At 46.5% G+C, this 23,398-nt stretch carries 20 protein-coding genes; all 20 read left to right on the top strand.

The genetic code is table 11. The features are described from left to right. Positions 1-27: 27 nt before the first annotated feature. The 20 genes from prfB (at position 28) to rpoN (ending at position 23,389) form a co-directional block, all read left to right on the top strand. Positions 28-1,129, top strand: a protein-coding gene (gene prfB, locus BUB92_RS02215; RefSeq protein WP_200774181.1) for a peptide chain release factor 2 whose coding sequence is annotated in 2 segments (ribosomal slippage) — positions 28-96 and positions 98-1,129 — 1,101 coding nt in all. Because the reading frame shifts where the segments join, the coding sequence is not laid out codon by codon here. Positions 1,130-1,143: 14 nt separating this feature from the next. Next, positions 1,144-1,977: a transketolase gene (locus BUB92_RS02210; RefSeq protein ID WP_479725428.1), complete on the top strand. Its 834-nt coding sequence runs from the start codon at positions 1,144-1,146 to the stop codon at positions 1,975-1,977. 25 nt (positions 1,978-2,002) lie between these two features. Next, on the top strand, positions 2,003-2,941 hold the full coding sequence (locus BUB92_RS02205) for a transketolase family protein (RefSeq protein WP_073089458.1): 939 nt from the start codon (positions 2,003-2,005) through the stop codon (positions 2,939-2,941). A gap of 79 nt (positions 2,942-3,020) precedes the next feature. Continuing rightward, positions 3,021-3,701, top strand: a complete 681-nt coding sequence (ftsE, locus tag BUB92_RS02200) for a cell division ATP-binding protein FtsE (RefSeq protein ID WP_073089496.1) — start codon at positions 3,021-3,023, stop codon at positions 3,699-3,701. After that, positions 3,698-4,570 carry a permease-like cell division protein FtsX gene (ftsX, locus tag BUB92_RS02195; protein ID WP_073089457.1) on the top strand — a complete coding sequence of 291 codons (873 nt, stop codon included), beginning with the start codon at positions 3,698-3,700 and terminating at the stop codon, positions 4,568-4,570. Before ftsE ends, ftsX begins: the two co-directional genes overlap by 4 nt. Positions 4,571-4,596: 26 nt before the next feature. Beyond that, positions 4,597-5,754: a murein hydrolase activator EnvC family protein gene (locus BUB92_RS02190; protein ID WP_073089455.1), complete on the top strand. Its 1,158-nt coding sequence runs from the start codon at positions 4,597-4,599 to the stop codon at positions 5,752-5,754. Between the two features lie 143 nt (positions 5,755-5,897). After that, entirely contained in the window at positions 5,898-7,031 is a 1,134-nt protein-coding gene (locus tag BUB92_RS02185) for a S41 family peptidase (protein WP_242938977.1), read from the top strand. A 33-nt stretch (positions 7,032-7,064) separates the two neighbouring features. Next, positions 7,065-7,994, top strand: coding sequence for a hypothetical protein (locus tag BUB92_RS02180; RefSeq protein ID WP_073089451.1), 930 nt, complete (start codon positions 7,065-7,067; stop codon positions 7,992-7,994). A 14-nt stretch (positions 7,995-8,008) separates the two neighbouring features. Then, complete coding sequence (locus tag BUB92_RS02175; RefSeq protein ID WP_073089450.1) at positions 8,009-9,067, top strand: hypothetical protein; 1,059 nt, start codon at positions 8,009-8,011, stop codon at positions 9,065-9,067. A 111-nt stretch (positions 9,068-9,178) separates the two neighbouring features. Next, positions 9,179-11,146 (top strand): excinuclease ABC subunit UvrB, encoded by a 1,968-nt coding sequence (uvrB, locus tag BUB92_RS02170; RefSeq protein WP_073089448.1) that lies wholly within the window; start codon positions 9,179-9,181, stop codon positions 11,144-11,146. Between the two features lie 58 nt (positions 11,147-11,204). Next, positions 11,205-14,066 (top strand): excinuclease ABC subunit UvrA, encoded by a 2,862-nt coding sequence (gene uvrA, locus BUB92_RS02165; protein WP_242938976.1) that lies wholly within the window; start codon positions 11,205-11,207, stop codon positions 14,064-14,066. A 3-nt stretch (positions 14,067-14,069) separates the two neighbouring features. Next, positions 14,070-15,872: an excinuclease ABC subunit UvrC gene (gene uvrC / locus BUB92_RS02160; RefSeq protein ID WP_073089445.1), complete on the top strand. Its 1,803-nt coding sequence runs from the start codon at positions 14,070-14,072 to the stop codon at positions 15,870-15,872. A 91-nt stretch (positions 15,873-15,963) separates the two neighbouring features. Then, entirely contained in the window at positions 15,964-16,317 is a 354-nt protein-coding gene (locus BUB92_RS02155) for a phage holin family protein (protein WP_073089443.1), read from the top strand. Positions 16,318-16,399: 82 nt separating this feature from the next. Continuing rightward, a complete protein-coding gene (locus tag BUB92_RS02150) occupies positions 16,400-17,200 on the top strand; it encodes a Cof-type HAD-IIB family hydrolase (protein ID WP_073089442.1) in 801 nt (266 codons plus the stop codon). 78 nt (positions 17,201-17,278) lie between these two features. Next, positions 17,279-18,313, top strand: coding sequence for a bifunctional phosphoglucose/phosphomannose isomerase (locus BUB92_RS02145; protein WP_073089440.1), 1,035 nt, complete (start codon positions 17,279-17,281; stop codon positions 18,311-18,313). Between the two features lie 26 nt (positions 18,314-18,339). Then, positions 18,340-19,122 (top strand): PHP domain-containing protein, encoded by a 783-nt coding sequence (locus BUB92_RS02140; RefSeq protein WP_073089438.1) that lies wholly within the window; start codon positions 18,340-18,342, stop codon positions 19,120-19,122. After that, a complete protein-coding gene (rapZ, locus tag BUB92_RS02135) occupies positions 19,086-19,985 on the top strand; it encodes an RNase adapter RapZ (RefSeq protein WP_242938978.1) in 900 nt (299 codons plus the stop codon). Before BUB92_RS02140 ends, rapZ begins: the two co-directional genes overlap by 37 nt. After that, entirely contained in the window at positions 19,982-20,938 is a 957-nt protein-coding gene (locus tag BUB92_RS02130; RefSeq protein WP_073089437.1) for a gluconeogenesis factor YvcK family protein, read from the top strand. The genes rapZ and BUB92_RS02130 overlap by 4 nt, the downstream gene beginning before the upstream one ends. Before the next feature lie 50 nt (positions 20,939-20,988). Beyond that, positions 20,989-21,933 (top strand): DNA-binding protein WhiA, encoded by a 945-nt coding sequence (gene whiA, locus BUB92_RS02125; protein WP_073089435.1) that lies wholly within the window; start codon positions 20,989-20,991, stop codon positions 21,931-21,933. 70 nt (positions 21,934-22,003) lie between these two features. After that, on the top strand, positions 22,004-23,389 hold the full coding sequence (rpoN, locus tag BUB92_RS02120; protein WP_073089433.1) for an RNA polymerase factor sigma-54: 1,386 nt from the start codon (positions 22,004-22,006) through the stop codon (positions 23,387-23,389). Positions 23,390-23,398 lie beyond the last annotated feature (9 nt).

Below are 23,398 nucleotides of genomic sequence, written 5' to 3'. Positions count from 1 at the left end.
GCCGAAGGCAAAGGAGGAGGATTTCTGATGTTTGATAATCCCATGGAGATTGCCAGGGAGCTGGCTGAACGTCTGGAAGAGATGAGGGTTTCTCTTTGACCTGGAAGGGAAAAAGTTTAAACTGGCTGAACTGGAAAAGGAGAGCCTTAAGGAAGGCTTCTGGGATGATAACCAAAAGGCGCAGGAAGTTTTGAAGGCTATGAGCAGCCTTAAAGATGAGATTGAGGATTATGAAAACCTGCTCCGCGATGCCTTATATATAAGGGATATGCTGGAGGTGGCCGAGGAAGAAGGGGATGAAGAGATCTTAAAGGAAATGGAAAAGGAGCTAAAAAGGCTGGTTAAACGGGTGGAAAATTTTGAGCTGGTAACCCTTTTTTCCGGCGAACATGATGCCAAAAATGCTATTGTCTCCCTGCATGCCGGAGCCGGCGGAACGGAAGCTCAGGACTGGGTGGAGATGCTTCTGCGCATGTATACCAGATGGGCGGAGAACTCCGGCTATGAAGTAGAGATGATGGATTATGTGGCCGGCGAAGAAGCTGGTATAAAGAGCGTAACTTTTATGGTCAAAGGGCTTTATGCTTACGGCAAGCTGAAATGTGAAGCCGGGGTCCACCGTTTGATCCGCATATCGCCTTTTGATGCTTCAGGCCGCCGGCATACTTCTTTTGCCCTGGTAAGCGTGCTGCCTGAGATCGATGAGGAGATAGAGATAAACATAAATCCGGAAGATTTGAAGATTGACACTTACCGGGCCGGGGGAGCAGGAGGACAGCATGTTAACAAGACTGATTCGGCAGTAAGGATAACCCATATTCCTACCGGGATCGTAGTGCAGTGCCAGAATGAAAGGTCACAGCACGCCAACCGGATAAGTGCGATGAAAATACTGGCTGCCCGCCTTTATGAACTGAAACAGAAAGAGCGGGAGGATAATTTGCAGAGTTTGAAGGGAGAATATAAAGAGATAGCCTGGGGAAGCCAGATAAGAACCTATACCTTAAATCCGTTTACCCTTATCAAAGACCACCGCACCGGGGTGGAAATAGGCAATGCCGGTGCTGTTCTGGATGGAGAGATAGACGAGTTTATCTATGCCTGCCTTAAGCAGAAGGCTTTTAAATAAAGGAGGAGTTACGGTTGCGCGCAATAAATGCTGAGGTGATAAGAAACCTGGAGGCTAAGGCCCGGGTTTTACGGGGCCATATTTTACGAATGCTGACCCAGGCCGGATCCGGCCATACTGGCGGTTCTCTTTCGGCGGCGGACATAGTAGCCTGCCTTTATTTCTGGGAAATGAACATCGATCCCCAGAATCCCCGGGATCCCAACCGGGATCGTTTTGTGCTGAGCAAAGGGCATGCTGCTCCCGTGCTCTATGCTGCTCTGGCAGAAAAAGGCTTTTTCCCCCAGGAGATGCTTTCTACCCTGCGCAAGCTGGGAAGTCCTCTGCAGGGACATCCGGATATGAAAAAACTCCCCGGGGTAGAAGCTTCAACCGGGTCGCTGGGACAGGGCATATCCTGGGCGGTAGGCATGGCTTTAGGGGGCAAGCTGGATAACAGGGATTACCGGGTTTATGCCCTTTTAGGTGATGGCGAACTGCAGGAAGGCATGGTATGGGAAGCTTTTATGGCGGCAGCTCATTATAAGCTGGACAATCTGGTAGCTATTATTGACCATAATGGGCTGCAGATAGATGGCAGGATAAGTGAGGTCATGTCTCCTGAACCGGTAGGGGATAAGCTTAATGCTTTCGGCTGGGAAGTGATAAGCATTGATGGCCATAATATAGAAGAGATACTGAAAGCTCTGGAAGAGGCAAGGAAGGTTAAGGGGAAGCCGACGGCGATAGTGGCGGAAACGGTTAAGGGCAAAGGGGTTTCTTTTATGGAAAACCGTGTGGAATGGCATGGGGTAGCGCCGAAAGAAGAAGAGCTTAAAAGGGCGCTTTCTGAATTAGGCTTAGCTTAAGGCAGGCAAGAAGGAGGTAATTGCTTTGCAGAGAATAGCTACCAGGGATGCCTACGGCAGAGCACTGGCTGCTCTGGGCAGACTTTATGATGATATAGTAGTTCTGGATGCTGACCTTTCTAAATCCACCAAGACTTCCGATTTTGCCAAAGAGTTTCCGGAGCGCTTTTTCAATGCCGGAATTGCCGAACAGAATATGATAGGCATGGCAGCCGGGCTGGCCACCACGGGCAAAAAGGTATTTGCCAGTTCTTTTGCTATATTTGCGGTGGGAAGGGCTTTTGAACAGGTGAGGAATTCTATCGCTTATGCCCGGCTTAATGTAAAGATCTGTGCCAGCCATGCCGGCATAACCGTAGGGGAAGATGGAGGGTCCCATCAGGCTATCGAAGATATAGCCCTTATGCGTTCTCTGCCCCATATGACGGTAATAGTGCCGGCTGATGGGGTAAGCACGGAAAAAGCGGTGCTGGCAGCTTATCAGCATGAAGGGCCGGTATATATGCGTTTGGGGCGGCCGGCCGTGCCGGTTTTATATGATGAAAGCCTGGATTTTAAAATAGGGAAAGGGATCGAAGTAAGGCCGGGTAAGGATGTTACCATAATTGCCTGCGGCATAATGGTGGGCAAGGCTCTGGAAGCGGCCGAGGTTCTGGCAGGAGAAGGGATAGATGTTGCGGTAGTAGATATGCATACGATAAAGCCTCTGGATGAAGAGCTCCTTATCCGCAAAGCTGAGGAAACCCGGGCTATTCTTACCGTAGAAGAACATAATATTATCGGGGGCTTGGGAAGTGCGGTATGTGAAGTGGTGAGCGAAAAATGTCCGGTACCGGTAAAGAGAATGGGAATTAATGATGTTTTTGGCCAGTCAGGCAAGGTAGATGAGCTTTTGGAACATTACGGGCTTACGGTTGCCGAAATATGTAATAATGTGCATAATTTACTGCAAATTAAATCCTGAAAGAAAAAGGATTTTTGCATATTTTTGTAGAACCACCTTAAAAGGGTGGTCTTTTTTTGGGCGAGGAGGAAAAAAGATGCTGATTCAGTTCTACAATGTCTCCAAAATCTACCCTAATGGCGTAAAAGCCCTGGATGATGTGTCCTTAAAGATAGATCGCGGTGAATTTGTTTTCTTAATGGGGCCAAGCGGGGCGGGAAAATCTACCTTGATCAAGATGCTCTTTCGGGAAGAAAAGCCGACCCGGGGCCAGATTTTTATCGCTTCCCGCAGCATAGTGCGCATGAAGAGGAAGGAAATACCTGCTTTGCGGCGCAGTATGGGGATAGTTTTTCAGGATTTCAAGCTTCTGGAAAATAAGACGGTATATGAAAATGTCGCTTTTGCCATGGAAGTGGTAGGGGCTAAGCCTAATGACATAAAATATAGAGTACCTGAACTTTTAAAGATGGTAGGATTAAAAGGCAAGGAAAAATGTTTCCCCGGGGAGCTTTCCGGGGGAGAACAGCAGCGGGTAGGGATAGCCAGAGCTCTGGCTAATCAGCCTATGGTGCTTATTGCGGATGAACCTACCGGCAATCTGGATGTTGATACTTCCTGTGAGATTATGGAACTTTTATATGATATAAACCGGCGTGGGACTACGGTTATTATGGCTACTCATGCCCGTGAACTGGTCAGGAATGCACACAAAAGGGTTATTATTCTGGAAAAAGGGAAGGTTGTGGGAGATTATCCTAATGGAGAGTTTCTGGCATGAGAAATATAGCCTACTTTTGGCGCGAAGCCTGGCGTTCACTTTCCCGCAACCGGCTGCTTACCCTGGCTACGGTTTCCACCGTATGCATATGTGTGCTTATTTTAGGAGTAGCTCTTTTGTTAACCGTCAATGCGGGCAATTTTATGAAACATCTGGAATCAGATGTGGAAATAGTTGCTTTTGTCGACAAGTCCCTTACTCCTTCCCAGGTAAAAGCGATAGGCAAAGAGCTTACAGCCATTCCCGGTATAGATAAGGTGAAATTCGTATCCCGGGAAGAAGGGCTTAAAAAGCTGCAGCAGAAGATGGGAATGGAAAAACTGGAAGAGACGATTGGCGAAAATCCGCTTCCCGATACTTATGAAATAAAGGCCAGCGATCCCCGTGAGGTGCCGCATCTGGCCAGGAAAATCGAAAAGATAGAGGGGATATATAAAGTTAAATACGGACAGGGGGTAGTAGAAAAGCTTTTTCAGGTTACCCGCTGGATAAGGATAGTAAGTATGGCGGTAATTATTCTCTTAGCCCTGGGAGCGGTATTCCTGATTGCTACTACCATAAGGCTGGCTATTTACTCCCGGCGCAAGGAGATTTACCTGATGAAGCTTATCGGTGCTACCGACTGGTTTATAAGGTGGCCTTTCTTTATTGAAGGCTTCATCTTGGGGACTTTAGGCGCGCTGGTAGCGGTAGCCATTCTGGCTTTAGCCTATAATTCCCTCATAAGCAATATGCAGACCGTCTTTTTCCTGCCCCTGGTAGCTAAAGCGGAAGTGGTAAACCGCATTTACCTGGGGCTTATAGGGGTCGGAAGCTTGCTTGGTATTGTGGGGACTTATATTTCCGTAAACCGCTTCCTTAAGGTTTAGCCTGGCAAGAGGGGAGGTATTTTCCTTTGTTTGGATTAAGGGGAGAGAAGAGAAAACCCGGATATTTAGCCTTGTTTTTAGCCTGCTGTCTTTTACTGGGAGCTATTTTTCCGGTTTATGCCGATGAGCTGGAGGAGAAGAAGCGGGAACTCAATGAAGTTAGCCGCCAGATAAAAGCTAATCAGCAGATGCTGAAAAACAAGAAGAAGGAAGCTAATTCGGTTTGGGGGCAGATAAAAGGCATAGAGTCTGATATTCTGAATACAGAAAAGAAAATTAACCAGCTCGATGACCGGATTGGCCTCCTGGAAGAAAATATTGCCATAAAGGAGAAGGAGATCGAAGAAACGGAAGCGAAGCTTAATGCCAAGGTAGATATTTTACGGGAACGTCTGGTTTTTATCTATGAAACCGGTGATGTATCTTATCTGGAAGTCCTTTTTTCCGCTACGGATATTAAGGATTTTATAACCCGTTATGATATGCTGAGCATGATTGTCGAACAGGACCGGCAGCTTATTGAAGAGATAGAGGCCGAGCGGGATAAGCTTAAGATGCAGAAAAGCGACCTGGAGGTAAAAAAGAAAGAGCTGGTAAATATTAAAGAAGAACAGGCTGCCCAGAAGGAAGCCCTGGAAGCTAAGAAACAGGAGAAAGCCCAGCTTTTTAATCAGCTGCAGATGGAAGCTAAAGAGTACGAAAAAGCACTTAATGAGCTGGAAGAGCTGTCCCGGCAGCTGGAATCGGTTATCCGCCAGCTGCAGTCCAAAAACAGCGGTCCGGCTCTGGGAACCGGGGTATATACCTGGCCAACACCGGGCTATTATACGATAACTTCGCCTTTTGGCATGCGCTTTCACCCGATATTACAGGTGCGCAAGCTGCATACGGGAGTAGATATAGGAGCTCCTATGGGAGCAGATATAGTGGCAGCCGACAGCGGTATTGTCATTTATGCCGGATATAACGGCGGATATGGGAATATGATCATAATTGACCACGGCAACGGCATGTCTACCCTTTATGCCCACATGTCAAGATTTGTGGCCGTAAATGGGCAGAAGGTAACCAAAGGAGAGGTTATAGGCAAAGTAGGCAGCACCGGTTTCAGCACCGGACCCCATTTGCACTTTGAGGTGCGCAAAGATGGAAGCCCGGTAGACCCGATGGGATATATAAGATAAAAGGCAGGGATTCCTGCCTTTTTGATATTTAAGAAGAAAAGAACAGAAAGATAATTGTTTTATTTTTATGTTTGGAGTAACATAATATTGTCATTCTTAAAATAAAATAATGATGTGGTGATGGCAGTTTGCAAGAGAACAGGTTGCTGAGAGGAATTTTGATTTTCTTTGCCCTGCTGGGATTTTTGACCTCTTCGGCTCTTATCTTTTTTCTAGTTACCAATGCGGGCAATATCGGTACTTTGATAAGTGTAGTAACCCTTATAAAGACCCAGGGGCTTTATGAGCCTACTCCGGCGCAGATGATATCCGGAGCTGCCTCCGGCATAGTCGATAGCCTTAATGACCCTTATTCCAAATATTTAGATAAGGATACCTGGCAGGAGCTTAAGATAAGGCTGGAAGCCAAATTTGGCGGTATAGGAGTTTATGTTCTGGAAGAGGGCAAAGGAAGGTTCAAAATAATATCGCCGATAAAGGGAACCCCTGCTTACCGGGCGGGTATAAAAAATGGAGATATTATCCTTAAAATAAACGGGGAAAGTGTGCAGAACATGACTCAGGATGAAGTAGTAAGCCTGATGCGGGGAGATCCTGGAACCCAGCTTTTGCTTACGGTTTACCGGGAAAGCGACGGTAAGGAGCATGAGTTTAAGATTATCCGGGAAATAATAAATGTTCCTTCGGTGGAATATGAGGTTTTGGATACGGTGCACGGCATAGGCTATATTGCCTTGAATCAGTTCCATGCTGGTTCTGCTCAGGAGATGGCAGAAGCCATCAATGATCTGGCAGGAGAAAGGAAATGCCGGGGAATTATCCTGGATTTGCGCTATAATGGAGGCGGTGATTTCAATGCTGCCTTGGAGATCGCCAGCCTGTTTTTAGATAAAGGCCGGGAGATTGTAAGGGTAAAAGATGGAAAAGGCAGGGAAGAGGTATATAAATCTTCCGGAGGCAATATAGATGTACCGGTAGTAGTCCTGATAAATGAGGATACAGCAAGTGCAGCAGAGATTCTGGCTGGAGCCCTGAAAGACAACCAGAGAGCTGTACTGGTGGGCAGAACTACCTTTGGCAAAGGTCTGGTGCAGACCGTATATCCTTTAAGGGATGGAGGAGCTTTAAAACTTACTACCCAGAAGTATTTCACTCCCAGCGGGACAGATATAAATGAAGTCGGGATCCATCCTGATTACGAAGTGGAAAAAGGAGAGAAGGATAAGGATAAAGAACTGGATAAAGCTCTGGAGATCATAAAAAAGCAGATAATTTAAACGGGAAGGTTTTCAGGTGCGGAGGATATGTATTTGTGTACATTTATCTACTTCTGGCATATGTTGGGGCAGGTAGCCAAAGATGCTTTTACCTCGCCCCTTTTTGTTATTATCTATATTTTGCTGGTAAGCCTTATTACCTGGCAGTATCTCCGTCTGGGAAAAGGGGAAAGGTCAGCCCTGGTAAGCAGCTTGTTTTCTGCCGGCTATGGGCTTTTAGGGGGAGTAATCGGCAGCCTGCTTCTTATGGGCATAGGGATTGATCTGGCCTTAATCGGCATAAGCTACCTCTGGATAGCTGCGGTTATATTGATGCTCCTACATCCCCGCTATCTGTGCTTTGCCTATGCGGGAGGAGTAGTAGGGCTTATAAGCCTTCTTTTTGGCTATCCGCCGATAAATATTCCCCATCTTATGGCTCTGGTAGCTGTTCTCCATCTGGTGGAGAGCATTCTCATCTATCTTAACGGCCATTTTAATCCGGTACCGCTGACGATAGAAAAGAAGGGAGAAAAGAGAAAAGGGTTTAATCTCCAGAAATTCTGGCCACTGCCGCTTTTAGCCCTGATAAGCACAGGATATAGTGCTTATCCTTTAAACTGGCACTTTCCTGACTGGTGGCCCCTGCTGGGACCGGGCCAGGATGCTTTATACCGGAAATATCAAATCGTCCCTGTTCTGGTTGTTTTGGGATATGGAGAAATAACTTACCAAAAGGATCCCCGGGAAAAAGCGCGCTTTTCTTCCCGCTATCTTTTGCTTTTCAGCCTCTTTTTGCTCTTTTTATCCTGGCTGGCTTCCCGCTGGGAGATATTTATTCCTCTGGCGGTCCTGGCTTCTCCTCTGGGACATGAAATAGTGATATGGCTGGGAATGAGGAGAGAAGGAGAGAAGATATTTAATTACCGGGAATGTTCACTTTTTATATACCTTATGAATAGACTAAGAGCAAAGAAGTCTTAAATGAGGTGAAAAAGATGAATAGTCCCGAAATAAGGTATACCCTGGTAAGCAGCTATACCCGGGATGGTTTTGTGAGTTTTATTCCTGACCTGGTCAGCAGTCTTAAAAAGGTTTATGTGCTCAAAGGAGCTGCCGATGAATTGATATCCCTTTTTATCAAGAGATGGGGGGATTTCTTTTATGAAAAAGGATGTGCAGTGGAATTCTTTTTATCTGCTCTAGATCCTGACCGGGTAGATGGAGCATATGTACCGGCTTTGCAGGTGGCCATGATTAACGGCAACTTGCCGAAGCCGATAGAAACCGGGTATCCCGGATGGCGCACCTATTTTATAAATCTGCGCGACTATCTGGCGGAAGAAATAGCCGAAGAAGGGGAAAGAAAAATGGAAAAAATAGCTTCTCTTCTGCAGCAGGAAAAGGAAAAGGCGGAGCAAAAGGTTAAAGAAGCCGGAAAGATTAAAGAAGAAATGTACAGCTTGAGCAGTTCCCGGCTGGATATGGAGGAAATAAAAAGGCTTACGGAAAGATTGATAGAGGAGATCGGGAAGGAAAGGAAAAAGGAGAAACACTATTTTGCTTCTTCTTTTACCAAAGAGGGGATGATAAGCTATCTGGACGAGATAAGCCGAAGGTGTTACCGCCGCTATATACTAAAAGGGCCAGCGGGAAGCGGTAAGTCTACAGTTATAAGCAATGTAGCTGCTTTTTGCAAGGAGCAAGGATTAAGTGTTACCTATTACCATAACGGACTGGATGAGGAAAAACTGGATATGATTATTGTAGAAAACCTCCAGCTGGCAGTTATAGATGGGGGGGAGAAAGGGCTTACCTTAAGGCCGGGAGATGTAGTGCTGGATATGGGAAAAGTCCTGCATTTTTACCGTCAGGAAGAAGCTTACCGCTATATTGAACTGGGAAGAGATTATGAAGAAAAACTTATAGAAGCCAGGGAACATCTGGAAAAGTGGGACGCTTATCTGGCCGAGATAGGTAAAATATGGGCTAAAGCGCTGGATTTTGAGCTTTTAGACCGGAAAAGGGAAGAACTTAATCAATTGGGGCTGAAATAAGCCGGAGAGGGGGTGGGAGAAAGAAGCAGGGAAGACTTGCCGGCCGTGTATATTAGTTTATAATTTAATAATAACCATTTTTAGACGGCTGCCGGAAGGAGAGGTGGCTTTATGCCTGAGTTTAGAATAAATTCCGATTATAAACCGACCGGGGATCAGCCCCAGGCGATTAGCAAACTTACCGCAGGGATAAGAAAAGGTTATAAACACCAGACCCTGCTGGGAGTTACCGGTTCGGGCAAGACTTTTACCATGGCCCATATTATCCAGAATGTGCAAAAGCCCACTCTGGTAATAGCTCCTAACAAAACCCTGGCCGGGCAGCTCTATGCCGAGTTTAAGCAGTTTTTTCCTGATAATGCCGTGGAGTATTTTATAAGCTATTATGATTATTACCAGCCGGAAGCGTATGTGCCGGCTACTGATACCTATATAGAAAAAGATTCTTCGATTAATGATGAAATAGATAAGCTCAGGCATTCCGCTACTGCTTCCCTGCTGGAACGCCGGGATGTTATTATCGTGGCTTCTGTTTCCTGTATATATGGATTAGGCTCGCCGGATGATTATTATAAGATGTCGGTTTCTTTACGGCCGGGGATGGAGATGGAAAGGGATGAGCTTTTATCCCGGCTGGTTGCCAACCATTATGAGCGAAATGAGATAAGTTTTACGCGGGGGAAATTCAGGGTTAGAGGCGATGTGGTGGAGGTTTTTCCGGCTTCAGCGGGAGAAAATGCGGTAAGGATCGAATTTTTTGGCGACGAGATAGACCGGATAGTCGAGTTTAACCCGTTTACCGGGGAAGTTTTGGGACGCCGGATGCATGTTATGATTTTTCCCGCTTCGCACTTTGTAACTACCAGGGACAAGATGCTGGCTGCTGCCGGCGAAATCGAAGCCGAACTCCAGATGCAGCTTGAGAAATTCCGCCGGGAAGGAAAGCTTCTGGAAGCGCAGAGGCTGGAGCAGCGTACCCGCTACGACATGGAGATGATAAGGGAAGTAGGCTATTGTAAAGGGATCGAAAATTATTCCCGCTATATTACCGGAAGAAAGCCGGGTGAGCCCCCGTATACCCTGCTCGACTTTTTTCCGGATGATTTTCTGCTTTTTATCGATGAATCCCATATCGCTGTACCCCAGATCGGGGCTATGTACGAAGGGGACAGGTCCCGCAAGCTCAACCTGGTGGAATACGGATTCCGTTTGCCTTCGGCTCTGGATAACCGTCCGCTTACCTTTGAGGAGTTTACAAGGAAAGTAAACCAGGTTATATATGTAAGTGCTACGCCCGGCGATTATGAGCTTAAGGTAAGCGAGCAGGTAGTAGAGCAGATAATAAGGCCGACCGGGCTGGTAGATCCCGAAATAGAGGTAAGGCCTACCGCCAACCAGATTGATGATTTGCTGGAGGAGATAAGAAAGAGGGTAGAGAAGGGATTTCGCGTCCTTATCACTACCCTTACCAAGCGCATGGCTGAAGACCTGTGTGATTACCTTAATGATGCCGGGATAAAGGTGCGCTACCTGCATTCCGATATAGATGCTTTGGAAAGGCTGGAAATCCTGCGCGATTTGCGCCGGGGCGTCTTTGATGTCCTGGTAGGGATTAATCTCCTGCGCGAAGGGCTGGATCTGCCGGAGGTAGCCCTGGTGGCTATCCTGGATGCGGATAAGGAAGGGTTTCTGCGTTCCACCCGCTCCCTTATTCAGACCATCGGAAGGGCAGCCCGCAATGCGGAAGGCAAAGTCCTTATGTATGCCGACCGCATAACCCCGGCCATGCAGGCCGCCATCGATGAAACTAACCGCCGCCGCCGGCTGCAGATGGAATACAACCGGAAACACCATATTACCCCTCAGACTATAAAGAAAGCGGTTTTTGCCCCCGTAGCGGCAGTTATTGCCGAAGAGGAAGGCGAATACCGCCGGCCTGATTATAAGCTGATGCCTTTAGAAGAGAGGATGCGCATGATAAGGGATATGGAAATAGAAATGTTTAAAGCGGCCGAAGAGCTGAACTTTGAAAAAGCAGCCAGGTTAAGGGATATGATAAGAGAACTGCAAAAGAAGTGAACTTAAGGATGGTCTTTCTGTGCTTTGGGCATTAGGCTTTATAAAGGAGTAGATGGAGTTGTCGCGGGAATATATCTATATAAAAGGGGCTAGAGAACATAATCTGAAAAATATTGAGCTTAAAATTCCCCGGGATAAGCTGGTTGTGTTTACCGGGGTTTCGGGTTCAGGCAAATCAAGCCTGGCTTTTGATACTATATACAGTGAAGGGCAGAGGCGTTATGTAGAATCGCTTTCCACTTATGCCCGTCAGTTTTTGGGGCAGATGGACAAGCCGGATGTAGATTACATCGAAGGTTTATCCCCGGCGATATCTATTGATCAGAAATCGACTTCTAACAATCCCCGTTCTACTGTGGGGACGGTAACGGAAATCTATGATTACCTGCGCCTGCTGTTTGCCCGCATAGGAAAACCCTACTGCCCGCACTGCAAGATTCCTATTGAGAGGCAGACGGTAGACCAGGTGGTGGAAAATCTGCTTTCCCTGCCGGATAGGACCAGGCTGAAGGTGCTGGCACCGGTTGTAAGAGGACAGAAAGGAGAACACCGCAAGGTTTTGCAAAACCTTTTTAAAGATGGATTTGTTCGGGTAATAGTAGATGGTTATGAATATACAGCCGATGAAGAGATAAACCTGGATAAAAACAAAAAGCATGATATAAGTGCGGTGGTGGACCGTTTAGTCCTGAAAGAAGGGATAAGAAGCCGTCTGGCCGAGGCGGTGGAGCTGGCTTTTGAACTGGGAGAAGGAATAGCCCAGGTAGTTGTTATAAGGGATAACGGCGAGGAAGAGATCAAGGTTTTCAGCCGGGATTTTGCCTGTAGCCGGTGCGGGTTTTCCCTGCCGGAACTCAGTCCCCGCATGTTTTCTTTTAACAGCCCTTATGGAGCCTGCCCGGAGTGTGACGGTCTGGGAGAAAAGATTGAAGTTGATCCTGCCCTGGTTCTAGATATGGACAAAAGCCTGCAGGAAGGAGCGGTAATCCCCTGGGCCAACGGCTTTCACTCCTATTACCAGCAGGTATTAACCAGCATGGCTCTTTTTTACGGCATACCGCTTGATAAGCCCCTGAAAAAGCTTACCCGCAAACAGCTTGATCTTATCCTGTACGGAAGCGGGGAAGAGAGGTTTAATGTAACCTATACCAATTCTTATGGCGAGACCGGGGTTTTCCGGGCAGCCTATGAAGGGGTTATAAATAACCTGAGCCGCCGCTACCGGGAGACGAAATCAGAAGCTTCCCGGGAAGAGATTGAAAGATATATGACTTCCTCGCCCTGCCGGAGATGTGGAGGAAAAAGGCTGAAACCGGAGATGCTGTCGGTTTTGATCGCAGGAAAATCTATTGCCGATGTAACTGCCATGTCGATAAAGGAAGCGGCCCGGTTTTTCGAAGATCTGGAGCTTAGCGCTAGGGATAGAATAATAGCCCGGCAGGTTATAAAAGAGATAAAATCGCGTCTGGGCTTCCTTATCGATGTGGGCCTGGATTATCTTACCCTGGACCGTTCAGCCGGTACCCTTTCCGGAGGGGAAGCCCAGCGCATCCGGCTGGCTACCCAGGTGGGGTCCAGCCTGGTAGGGGTTTTATATGTGCTGGATGAGCCCAGTATCGGGCTGCATCAGCGGGATAATGAGCGTTTGCTCCGTACCCTCAAAAGATTGCGGGATTTAGGCAATACGGTCATTGTGGTAGAACATGATGAAGATACGATTCGCAGTGCCGATTTTATAGTTGATATCGGGCCGGGAGCCGGAGTGAACGGAGGGGAAATAGTAGCTGCCGGAACTTTAGAAGATATTATGCGTGAGGAAAAATCGCTTACCGGAGCTTACCTGGCAGGAAGAATGGAGATAAAAGTTCCTACCGCACGGCGGCCGGGAAATGGGCATTATCTGGTTATAAAAGGAGCAGGAGAGCATAATCTTAAAAATATAGATGTTAAAATACCTCTGGGCAAGCTGGTTGCCATAACCGGGGTTTCCGGATCGGGAAAGAGCACCCTTATTGAAGAGATACTTTACCCTGCCCTTATGCAGAAGCTTTATAAAGGGCCTTCTTCCGGATATTCGCTTTACCGGCCGGGAAAACATGAAGGGATAGAAGGGATAGAGGCTATTGATAAGGTGATAAATATAGATCAGTCCCCTATAGGCAGGACTCCCCGCTCTAATCCGGCTACTTATACCGGCGTTTTTGACAGTATAAGAGAGCTTTTTGCCCAGACTCCGGAAGCCCGGATGCGGGGATATAAGCCGGGGAGGTTCAGCTTTAATGTGCGGGGAGGCAGGTGTGAAGCCTGCCAGGGAGACGGGATAATAAAGATTGAGATGCATTTTTTGCCTGATGTTTATATCCCCTGTGAGGTATGTAAAGGCAAAAGGTACAACCGGGAAACCCTGGAGGTTAGATACAAAGATAAAAATATTGCCGATGTCCTGGCTATGACGGTTGATGAAGCAGTAGAGTTTTTTGGAGCTATTCCTAAAATCTACCGCAAACTCAAGGTGCTGCAGGATGTGGGATTAGGCTATATAACTTTGGGACAGCCGGCTACTACCCTTTCCGGAGGAGAAGCGCAGCGGGTAAAGCTGGCCACCGAGCTTGCCCGCCGTTCTACGGGAAGGACTTTATATATACTGGATGAACCAACCACAGGACTGCATATGCATGATGTGGCTCATCTCCTCTATGTGTTGAACTGCCTGGTAGATAGCGGCAATACGGTGCTGGTTATCGAGCATAACCTGGATGTGGTAAAATGTGCTGATTATATCATCGATTTAGGGCCAGAAGGAGGAGATGAAGGAGGCAGGGTGGTAGCGGAAGGGACGCCGGAAGAAGTAGCTCTTAATCCTCATTCTTATACGGGAAAGTATCTGCGCCCGGTTTTAGGGATAGGAAGGGAGGATTAAAGGCTGGATAGCAGGGAAACTCTCAAGCAGCGTTTAAAAGAAGTGCCTTTAAAGCCCGGGGTTTATATTTATAAGGATGAAAGCGGCCGGGTTATATATGTGGGCAAGGCTAAACGCCTGCGCGACCGTATGCGTTCGTATTTTCAGTCTCCGGATAATTTGCATCCCAAGGTAAGGGCAATGATGAAGAAGGTGGCCGCTTTTGATTTTATCGTGACGGGCAGTGAAGCCGAAGCCCTTATTCTGGAGAATAACCTGATTAAAGAATATCAGCCGCGCTACAATATAAATTTGCGGGATGACAAGACTTATCCTTATCTTAAGCTTACCCTGGGCGAGGATTTTCCCCGCCTGTATATAACCAGGGAGGAAAAGGATGGGGTATCGCGCTATTTCGGCCCTTACCCGGATGTCGGCTCCTTAAGGGAAACTTTAAAGGTTATAAGGAGCCTTTTCCCCCTGCGCAGCTGCCGCAGCTGGCGACAGAGAAAAAGAGCCTGCCTGAACCGGGATATAGAGAGGTGCCTGGCTCCCTGCCAGGGAGAAATCGGCCGGGAGGAGTATAGAAAGGTAGTCGAGGATTTTATCCGTTTTATGGAGGGCGACTATGCCGGGATATTAAGGCAAAAAGAAGAGGAAATGCGCGAAGCGGCTGGCCGGCTGGAATTTGAAAAGGCTGCCCGCTTGCGGGATCAGATTGCCAGCATAAAAAAGATACAGGACAGACAGAAGGTGAGCCTGGAGGGAGATTATAATCTGGACCTGGTAGTAATGTGGCCAGGGGGAAGAGAAAATCTGGTACTGGTTTTTCGCCTGCGGAGGGGAAAGCTGGTAGGCAAGGATACCTTCTGGCTGAAAAGGGCTATATCCGAGGATGTCGGGGAGGAAATGGAGTTTTTCCTGTCCAGCTACTATGGCGAAAGATACGATATTCCCCCTCTAATCCTTTTTAATATTAAGCCCCGGGATGTAGAGTTGCTTGCCGGGATTTGGGAGGAAAAAGCCGGCAGGAAGGTAGCCCTGCGGGAAGCGGAAAGCCCGGAGGAAAAAAGCCTTTTAGAGATGGCCTTAAATAATGCAGAGCTTCTTTTTAAAGAGAGGTATGGCGGTGAAGAGGAGAAAAAAAAGGTTCTGCTCCATTTAAGCCGGATTCTCCATTTGGAAGTTGTGCCGCAGCGCATAGAGGCTTATGACATATCCCATCTGGGAGGGACAGAAACCGTAGGCTCAATGGTGGTTTTTACCGGAGGAGAACCGGATAAAAAAGCTTACCGGCGTTTTAAAATCGAAGAAGATAAAAATGACGATTTTGCTTCTCTGGCTGAGGTTTTAAAGCGCCGTTTTGCCGCCAGCCGGGCGGGAAACCCTTCTTTTCTGCCTGAGCCTGACCTGATCCTTATTGACGGGGGGCTGGGGCAGGTAAACCGGGTAAAAGAGGTTCTGGAAGAGATGGGAATAGATATTCCGGTTATAAGCCTGGCCAAGAAAAATGAGGAGATATACCGGCCGGGCATAAGTTCGCCGCTGGTACTTCCCAGACGGGATGAGGGCTTGCGGCTTTTGCAGCATATGCGGGATGAAGCTCACCGCTTTGCTCTGGGCTATAACCGGCAGCGAAGGATAAAAAAACTAAAGGTTTCGGCTCTAGATGAGATTCCGGGGATAGGGGAAAAGAGAAAGAAAGCTTTGCTTCAGCATTTCGGTTCAGTAGAAAGGATAAAGAAGGCTCCCCTGGAAGAACTGGCCGGACTGCCGGGCATGAACCGGAAGGTAGCGCAAAAAGTGAAAGAATATCTGGGAGAATGAGCGAGTAAGGGGTAAAAGAAAAAAATATGGAAAAATACCGGAGATGAGGTTAGAATAAATAAAAACGGCTTAAAATTAAGGAGGGGATTTTATGCGGGGCTGGGTTTTACGGTGGATTTTAAATATCCTGGCTATTATTTTAACAGCTGCGCTCTTAAAAGGCTTCCAGGTGAGCGTCTGGGGAGCTATTGTAGGTTCGGTATTCCTGGGGATTGTAAATGCGGTTATAAGGCCGATTTTGATTATATTGACCCTTCCGCTTAATATCTTGACTCTGGGGCTTTTTACCCTGGTGATCAACGGATTCATGCTGTGGCTTACTTCGGTAACCATAAAAGGCTTTGATATAAGCGGTTTTGGCTGGGCTATTCTGACGGCTATGGTTTTAAGCTTGTTTAGTTTTGTTATCAGTTATTTTGTCGAAGACAGGGAATTCAGGTTTTAATAAAATGCGGAAAAATTTATAGCCTGAGGCCGGGCACTTGTGCTCGGCTTATTTATAGGAGGAAAACGGCAGGGGAGGAGAAATGAGGATAAAACTGGTAGCGATTGATCTGGATGATACCCTCCTTGACAGCAGAAGAAGGATAAGCCCTAAAACCGCAGAGCTTATAAAGAAAGTAAGGAAACAGGGGGTACTGGTTACCCTGGCTACCGGCAGGATGTACTCTTCCGCCCTTTTTTATGCCCGCCTGCTTAAGATAGAGCTTCCCCTGATAACTTACCAGGGCGCCCTGGTCAAGAATTCCGGCAGCGGGGAGGTTCTGTATTATAAGCCGGTAGAGCCGGAAAAGGCCGGGGAAATAGTAGATTTCTTCAAGGCCAACGGGGTACATTATAATGCCTATCTGGATGACAACCTGTATATGGAGAGGCTTACCCGAGAAGGAAGGGATTATGCGGAGCTGGCCGGCATCGAGGCTAAAGTGGTACCTGATCTGGCTTGGCAGGTAAAAAAGCAGGGATCGCTAAAAATTATGGGCATATCCTATGCCGAGCCGAAGATTTTAGAGCTGGAAAAGGAGCTTAAGTCAAGATATGGGGAGACCCTTAATATTACCCGTTCTAAGCCTTATTTTCTGGAAGTGATGCATAAAAAGGCTAATAAAGCCGAAGCTTTAAAGGTGGTAGCTGCCTACTACGGCATCGAGCGGGAAGAAGTTCTGGCCATAGGCGACAGTTATAATGACATAGAAATGCTGAAGTGGGCAGGCCTGGGGGTAGCTATGGGCAATGCCCCTCAGGAAGTTAAAGAGGCTGCCGACTGGGTTACCCTTTCCCATGATGAAGAAGGGGTAGCATATGCCCTGCAAAGGTGGATTAGATGAGGATAAAAGGGGAAAATAGGGATATATTATTTATTAAGACAGGGCTTGACCAGGTTAATATCATATTGGGGGGATAAGATGAGTATTATGACGGCAGAGAAGATGCTGGATTATCTATACGGGCTGCCGGAGCAGTTTGTAAAGAGCCGGGAGATAGATTTGTCGTTTCTGGAGAGATACCGCCGAAACTATAAGGCGATCGTGGTTTCTGGTTTGGGAGGATCGGCTATTGGCGGGGATATTTTAAGGTCGTATGCCGCAGATAAGATGGATATACCGGTTATTGTCAACCGCGGTTATGAGCTGCCTAATTTTGTGAACCGGGATACGCTGTTTTTGGCGGTAAGCTATTCGGGCAATACCGAAGAGACTATAAGTGCCTATGAAGAGGCCCGCCGGCGGGAAGCTGATATCATATGTGTGACGAGTGGAGGAAAGCTGGAAGAGTTAGCCGGCAAGGACGGCTATGGGGTAATAAAGGTTCCTTCCGGATTAGTTCCCCGGGCGGCGATAGGTTATCTGTTCTGCCCTTTGCTTTTAGTTTTGGGGGAGCTTAAAATCTTGCCGCGGGCGGAAAAAGAGCTGGAAGAGACGATAGAGATTTTAAGCAGGCTTAGAGACGAATTAAGGCCTGAACTTGCTTTGCCTGCCAATAAAGCACGTTATATAGCCGAGGAGTTAAGAGGAGCCCTGCCTGTCATATGGGGAACAACCGGTGTTTCTGAGGTAGCTGCTATGCGCTTTAAAGCCCAGATAAATGAAAATGCCAAGAGCCCTGCCTATTATAATATATTCCCGGAGCTTAACCATAATGAGATTGTAGGCTTTGAAGTCCCGGATTCTGTTCTCTCCGGGGTAGTGGTAGTTATTCTGGAAGATGAGTATGACCACCCGCGCATAAAGAAGCGTATCGAGATAACCAGCCGCATAGTAGAGGATAAAGTAAAAAATATAATCAGGGTAAAAAGCCGGGGGGATTCTTTCCTGGCCCGCTTGTTTTCCCTGATATATATAGGCGATTATGCCAGTGTATATCTGGCTATGGACTATGGGATTAATCCTACTCCGGTAGCGGTGATAGATTATTTGAAGGCTGAACTGGCCAGGGTCTAACCAGGTTCGCTTAAAAGGGGATATTTATGCGTTTTTACGGAGATTATCATGTGCATACCTCGTACAGTGATGGAAAGCAGGATATAGAAGAGGCTGTCAAAGGGGCCAAAGAAAAAGGGCTTAAAGAAGTTGCTATTACTGAACATGGGCCGGCAGTTATGGTCATAGGGGTAGAAGAGGAAGAGGTTTACTATCAGATTAAGGACCAGATCGCCAGGATAAACGAGAGCGGGGATGAAGTGAAGGTTTACCTGGGGGCAGAGGCTAATATATGTGGAATGAACGGAGAGCTTGACCTTTCGCCCCACCTGAGAGAAGAACTGGATGTGCTTATAGCCGGGCTTCATCCTTATACCTATCCTTCCTCTTTAAAAGATGGCTGGGAACTGCAGGGTAAAAATATGCTGCGCCATTTAGGAAAAGGGTTTCGGGCGCGAGCGATAAATAATAACACCAAGGCCTGTGTGGAGGCTTTATATAACCATCCCGGATTAGATATCCTAGCCCATCCGGGATTATTTTTTGAAGTAGATTATGAAGAAGTGGCCCGGGCCTGCAGTAAAACCGGCACTCTTTTTGAAATAAATTGCGGGCATAAACACCCGCCTTTATCTGATATAATTAAAGTGAATAAGGTAGGAGCATGTTTTATAATTAACAGTGACGCTCATTTTAAAGATACGGTCGGAGATTTGGCATATGGAGCTTATGTAGTGGAAAAGGCAGGCCTTGCTCCCAATGCGGTAGCTAACCTGGACGAGGGGGGAGGGATATCGTGGATAAAGAAGAAGCGATGCATATATTTATAATTACCGGCCTGTCTGGAGCCGGTAAAACCCAGGTTATAAACTGTATGGAGGATCTAGGTTATTATTGTGTTGATAATCTACCCCCCTTGCTGCTTCAAAAATTTATCGAACTTATTATGGACTCAGAGCGCAAGATAGACAGGATTGCCCTGGTTTTGGATGTAAGAGGAAGGCAGTTTTTTAAGAATATTTATGAGGCTATTGCGGATTTGAAAAGGGATGATATTAGAGTTAACATACTTTTTCTGGAAGCCTCGGATGAAGTGCTGGTACAAAGGTTTAAAGAGTCCAGAAGGAGACACCCGCTGGCATCCGGGGAAAGGCTTCTGGAGGCTATTCAGAAAGAGAGGAGAATGCTGGAAGATATTAGAGGGCTGGCTGACCTGGTAATTGATACTTCGCATTTGACTCCCAAACAGCTGAGGGAAAAGATAATAGAAATAGCCGGGGAGAGCAAAAAGTCTAAATTTACGGTTAATATAACTTCTTTTGGCTATAAAAAAGGTATACCTATGGATTCTGACATAGTTATGGATGTGAGGTTCCTGCCCAATCCTTATTATGACCCGGTTATGCGGGAAATGACGGGAAAAGATAAGCCGGTAATAGACTATGTGCTTTCTTCACCGGTGACTATGTCGTTTATCCGCCGGTTTTTAAATATGCTGAAATTTCTCATACCTCATTATATAGATGAAGGCAAAACTAATCTGGAAATAGCCCTGGGATGCACAGGAGGCCAGCACCGGTCAGTAGTGCTGGCCGAGCATATTGGAAAAGCTTTAAAAGATATGGGATATAATGTTAATATAAGACACCGGGATATACCCCGGTTAAAGGACGGAGGAGCAAACTGGGGATGAAAGATGATTGGAAGCTGGTAGTCCTGGGAGGAGGTACCGGACTTTCCGTCCTTTTGAAAGGGCTGAAAAGGTATACTTCAGATCTTACCGCGGTGGTTACAGTTAGTGATGATGGAGGGAGTTCGGGACGTCTGCGTACGGAAATGGGGGTTCTTCCTCCAGGTGATATAAGAAATTGCCTGGTAGCCCTGGCGGAAACCGAGACCTTAATGGATAAGGTGTTTCAGCACCGTTTTAAAACTATGAGCAGCCTTAACGGCCATAACCTGGGAAATCTTATTCTGGTGGCCATGGCAGAAATAACCGGGGATTTTATTACGGCCATAAAAGAGATAAGCAAGGTACTGGCAGTAAGAGGAAGGGTTATTCCCTCTACCCTGGAACATGTGGTGCTGGGAGCCTGGATGGAAGACGGAAATACTGTACTGGGGGAAACGGCTATCCGCAATTATGGAGGCAGGATAAGAAAGCTGTTCCTGGTACCTGACACCTGTGAGCCGGTTCCGGATACGCTGGAGGCCATAAGAAAAGCCGATGCGGTAATTTTAGGACCAGGCAGCCTTTATACCAGTGTATTACCTAATCTGCTGGTAAAAGGCATAAAGGAAGCTATTGAGGAGTCGCCAGGGATAACTTTTTATGTAAGCAATATTATGACGGAAAAAGGAGAAACTGACGGTTATACAGCTTTTGATCATGTGCAGGTTATAAATGAACATCTGGGCAGGCAGATTATAGATTATGTAGTGGCCAATGACGGGGTTATAGATGAGATGAGGCTTAAACGCTACCGGGAAGAAAATGCGGTTCCGGTTAAGATAGATAAGGAGAAAATTGAAAAGCTGGGGATTAAGGTGATCCAGGCTGATCTAGTGTCTGATGATGAACTGGCCTGGCATGATCCTTATAAACTGGCCAGGGTTATAATTGATGTACTGGCAACCATACCGTAAAATGAAATAGGTAAGCAGGCTAGATTAATTAGATAGGCAGAGGTAGGCTTATGAGCTTTTCGCAGGAGGTAAAGAATGAACTTACCCGGGTGATGCCGGATAAAATGTGCTGTCAGAAAGCGGAACTGGCTGCTTTCCTGGCGGCGGCAGCTACGATAAGAAAAGAAAAGGAAGAAGTTTTTCTGCGCATCGAAACCGAAAGCGCATCAAGTGCCCGCAAGGTTTTTCTGCTCATAAAAAGGACCAGCCCCTGGCAGCCGGCGGTGCGGATGGAAAATAAAAAAAGGTTTAACAAGGAGCGGATTTATGTAGTAAATGTACCTTTAAAAACGCCTGAAGATTATGCGTTTTTAAATGCATTTTGGCCTTTAGACAGCAGAGGGGAGATAAAGGGGAGAAAGGTAATTAAAGAAATGGTAAGCCGCAATTGCTGCCGGCGTTCTTATATGCGCGGGATTTTTTTGAGCCGGGGTTTTATAAGCAGGCCCGAAGAACAGTATCATCTGGAGATTACTTTGCCGGAAGAAGGGATGGCTGGTGAAGTACAAAAAATACTGCAAAAGCTGGGCCTGGAAGCGAAAAAAGTAGAGAGAAAAAATATGCCGGTATTATATATAAAAGATAGTGAAAAAATAGGGGATTTTCTACGCATAATAGGTGCCAGCAAGGCTTTGCTCCATTATGAGAATGTGCGCATTATAAAATCCATGCGTAATGATATTAACCGCCAGGTGAACTGTGAAACAGCCAATCTTACTAAAACTATCGATGCTTCCATGCGGCAGATTGAGCTTTTAGAAAGGCTTAAAAAAGAGAAAGGGTTCAATATACTTTCTCCTCCTTTAAGGGAACTGGCCCTGCTTAGACTGGAATATCCCGATTTGTCGCTGAAAGAATTGGGCGAGATGCTAGACCCCCCTTTAAGTAAGTCAGGGGTAGCTTATCGCATGCGTAAGCTGGAAAAGACCGCGGAAGACTTGTTGCATGAATTATAACCGGATACCGAGCATAAAATGGGTTTTAGAGATAGGCTAGCTTTTTCAGGCAAGAAAGCGGGGGATGTTTATGAAAATAACCCATGAGATTTTTATGGAACAACAGCAAAAACTGATCATAACACCTGAACTGCGTCAGGCTATAGCTGTTCTGCAGATGTCGGCTTTGGAGCTGCAGGAGCATATAAATCGTGAACTGGCCGAAAATCCTTTTTTAGAAGAAAGGGATGAAGAGGGGGAAGAGGAAAAAGAGGACCGGGAAGAATTAGCCGCTGATGAAGATAAAATCGAAGAATGGCTGGAGTATTACCATGACCGGGATATAGGGATAAATGTACGGGAAAAAGAGGAATATAAAAATTTTGAAAATTATATCACCCGTCAGCCCAGCCTTTATGAACACCTTCATTTTCAGCTTAGTTTGGCCTTGAAGGATCCGGAAGATTTGGAAATAGGCGATTATATTATTGGCAATATTGATAATAATGGATACCTGACGGTATCCGTAGAAGAAATAGCTTCTCACCTTAACCAGGAGAGGGAAAAAGTAGAAAAAGTGCTCAAAGTAATTCAAACCTTTAGCCCTTATGGGGTAGGAGCCCGCGATCTGGCCGAATGCCTTCTTTTACAGCTTATGCATTATGGCAAAGAGAGCAGCCTGGCCCGGGCGATTATTCAAAACCATCTGGATGATGTGGCCAGAGGGCGGATAAATAAAATTGCGCAAAAACTAGGGGTATCCCAGAAAGAAGTACAGGATATATGCGACCTTATCCGCACCCTGGACCCCAGGCCGGGATTGCAATACAGCAATAATGAAGAGATTAAGTATGTAGTGCCTGATGTGCTGGTGGAAAAAATTGAAGGCGAATATGTGGTAATCATAAATGACATTAATTTCCCGCGCTTGATGATTAACCATGTATATGAAGAGATTTTGCGCAGCCCGGAGAATTTTTCGCCTGAAACCAAAAAATACCTGGAGGAAAAGATGGGGTCAGCGCTGTGGCTTATAAAAAGCATTGAACAGCGCCGCATGACTTTATACAAAGTAGCCCGCTGTATTGTAGATAGGCAAAAGGAGTTTTTGGATAAAGGCATAGCTTATCTTAAACCTTTGACTTTAAAACAGGTAGCCGAGATGGTAAATGTTCATGAATCAACGGTGAGCAGGGCGGTAGCCAACAAATATATGCAGACCCCGCAGGGCCTTTTTGAGCTGAAGTTCTTTTTCAGCAGTGGGTTACAGGCCGGAGGAGAAGAAAAGGTATCTTCTACCAGCATAAAACATATGCTGCATGATATTATAGCCGGGGAAGACAGTTCCCATCCTTTAAGTGATGAAGCGATAACCAAGATATTAGAAGAAAAAGGCATAAAAATTTCCCGCCGTACGGTGGCTAAATACCGGCAGGAATTGGGCATACCACCTGCTGTATCTAGAAAAAGGTATTAAAAAGGGCGG

This window comes from Thermosyntropha lipolytica DSM 11003, from assembly GCF_900129805.1.
Classification (GTDB): domain Bacteria; phylum Bacillota; class Syntrophomonadia; order Syntrophomonadales; family Syntrophomonadaceae; genus Thermosyntropha; species Thermosyntropha lipolytica.
This window is presented reverse-complemented; position numbering and strand designations above follow the sequence as displayed.

Excerpts from the sequence above, each read along its gene's own strand:
- ftsX (WP_073089457.1), top strand. The coding sequence starts at position 3,698 with ATGAGAAATATAGCCTACTTTTGGCGCGAAGCCTGGCGTTCACTTTCC.
- BUB92_RS02175 (WP_073089450.1), top strand. The coding sequence starts at position 8,009 with ATGAATAGTCCCGAAATAAGGTATACCCTGGTAAGCAGCTATACCCGG.
- uvrB (WP_073089448.1), top strand. The coding sequence starts at position 9,179 with ATGCCTGAGTTTAGAATAAATTCCGATTATAAACCGACCGGGGATCAG.
- BUB92_RS02155 (WP_073089443.1), top strand. The coding sequence starts at position 15,964 with ATGCGGGGCTGGGTTTTACGGTGGATTTTAAATATCCTGGCTATTATT.
- BUB92_RS02150 (WP_073089442.1), top strand. The coding sequence starts at position 16,400 with ATGAGGATAAAACTGGTAGCGATTGATCTGGATGATACCCTCCTTGAC.
- BUB92_RS02145 (WP_073089440.1), top strand. The coding sequence starts at position 17,279 with ATGAGTATTATGACGGCAGAGAAGATGCTGGATTATCTATACGGGCTG.
- BUB92_RS02140 (WP_073089438.1), top strand. The coding sequence starts at position 18,340 with ATGCGTTTTTACGGAGATTATCATGTGCATACCTCGTACAGTGATGGA.
- BUB92_RS02130 (WP_073089437.1), top strand. The coding sequence starts at position 19,982 with ATGAAAGATGATTGGAAGCTGGTAGTCCTGGGAGGAGGTACCGGACTT.
- whiA (WP_073089435.1), top strand. The coding sequence starts at position 20,989 with ATGAGCTTTTCGCAGGAGGTAAAGAATGAACTTACCCGGGTGATGCCG.
- rpoN (WP_073089433.1), top strand. The coding sequence starts at position 22,004 with ATGAAAATAACCCATGAGATTTTTATGGAACAACAGCAAAAACTGATC.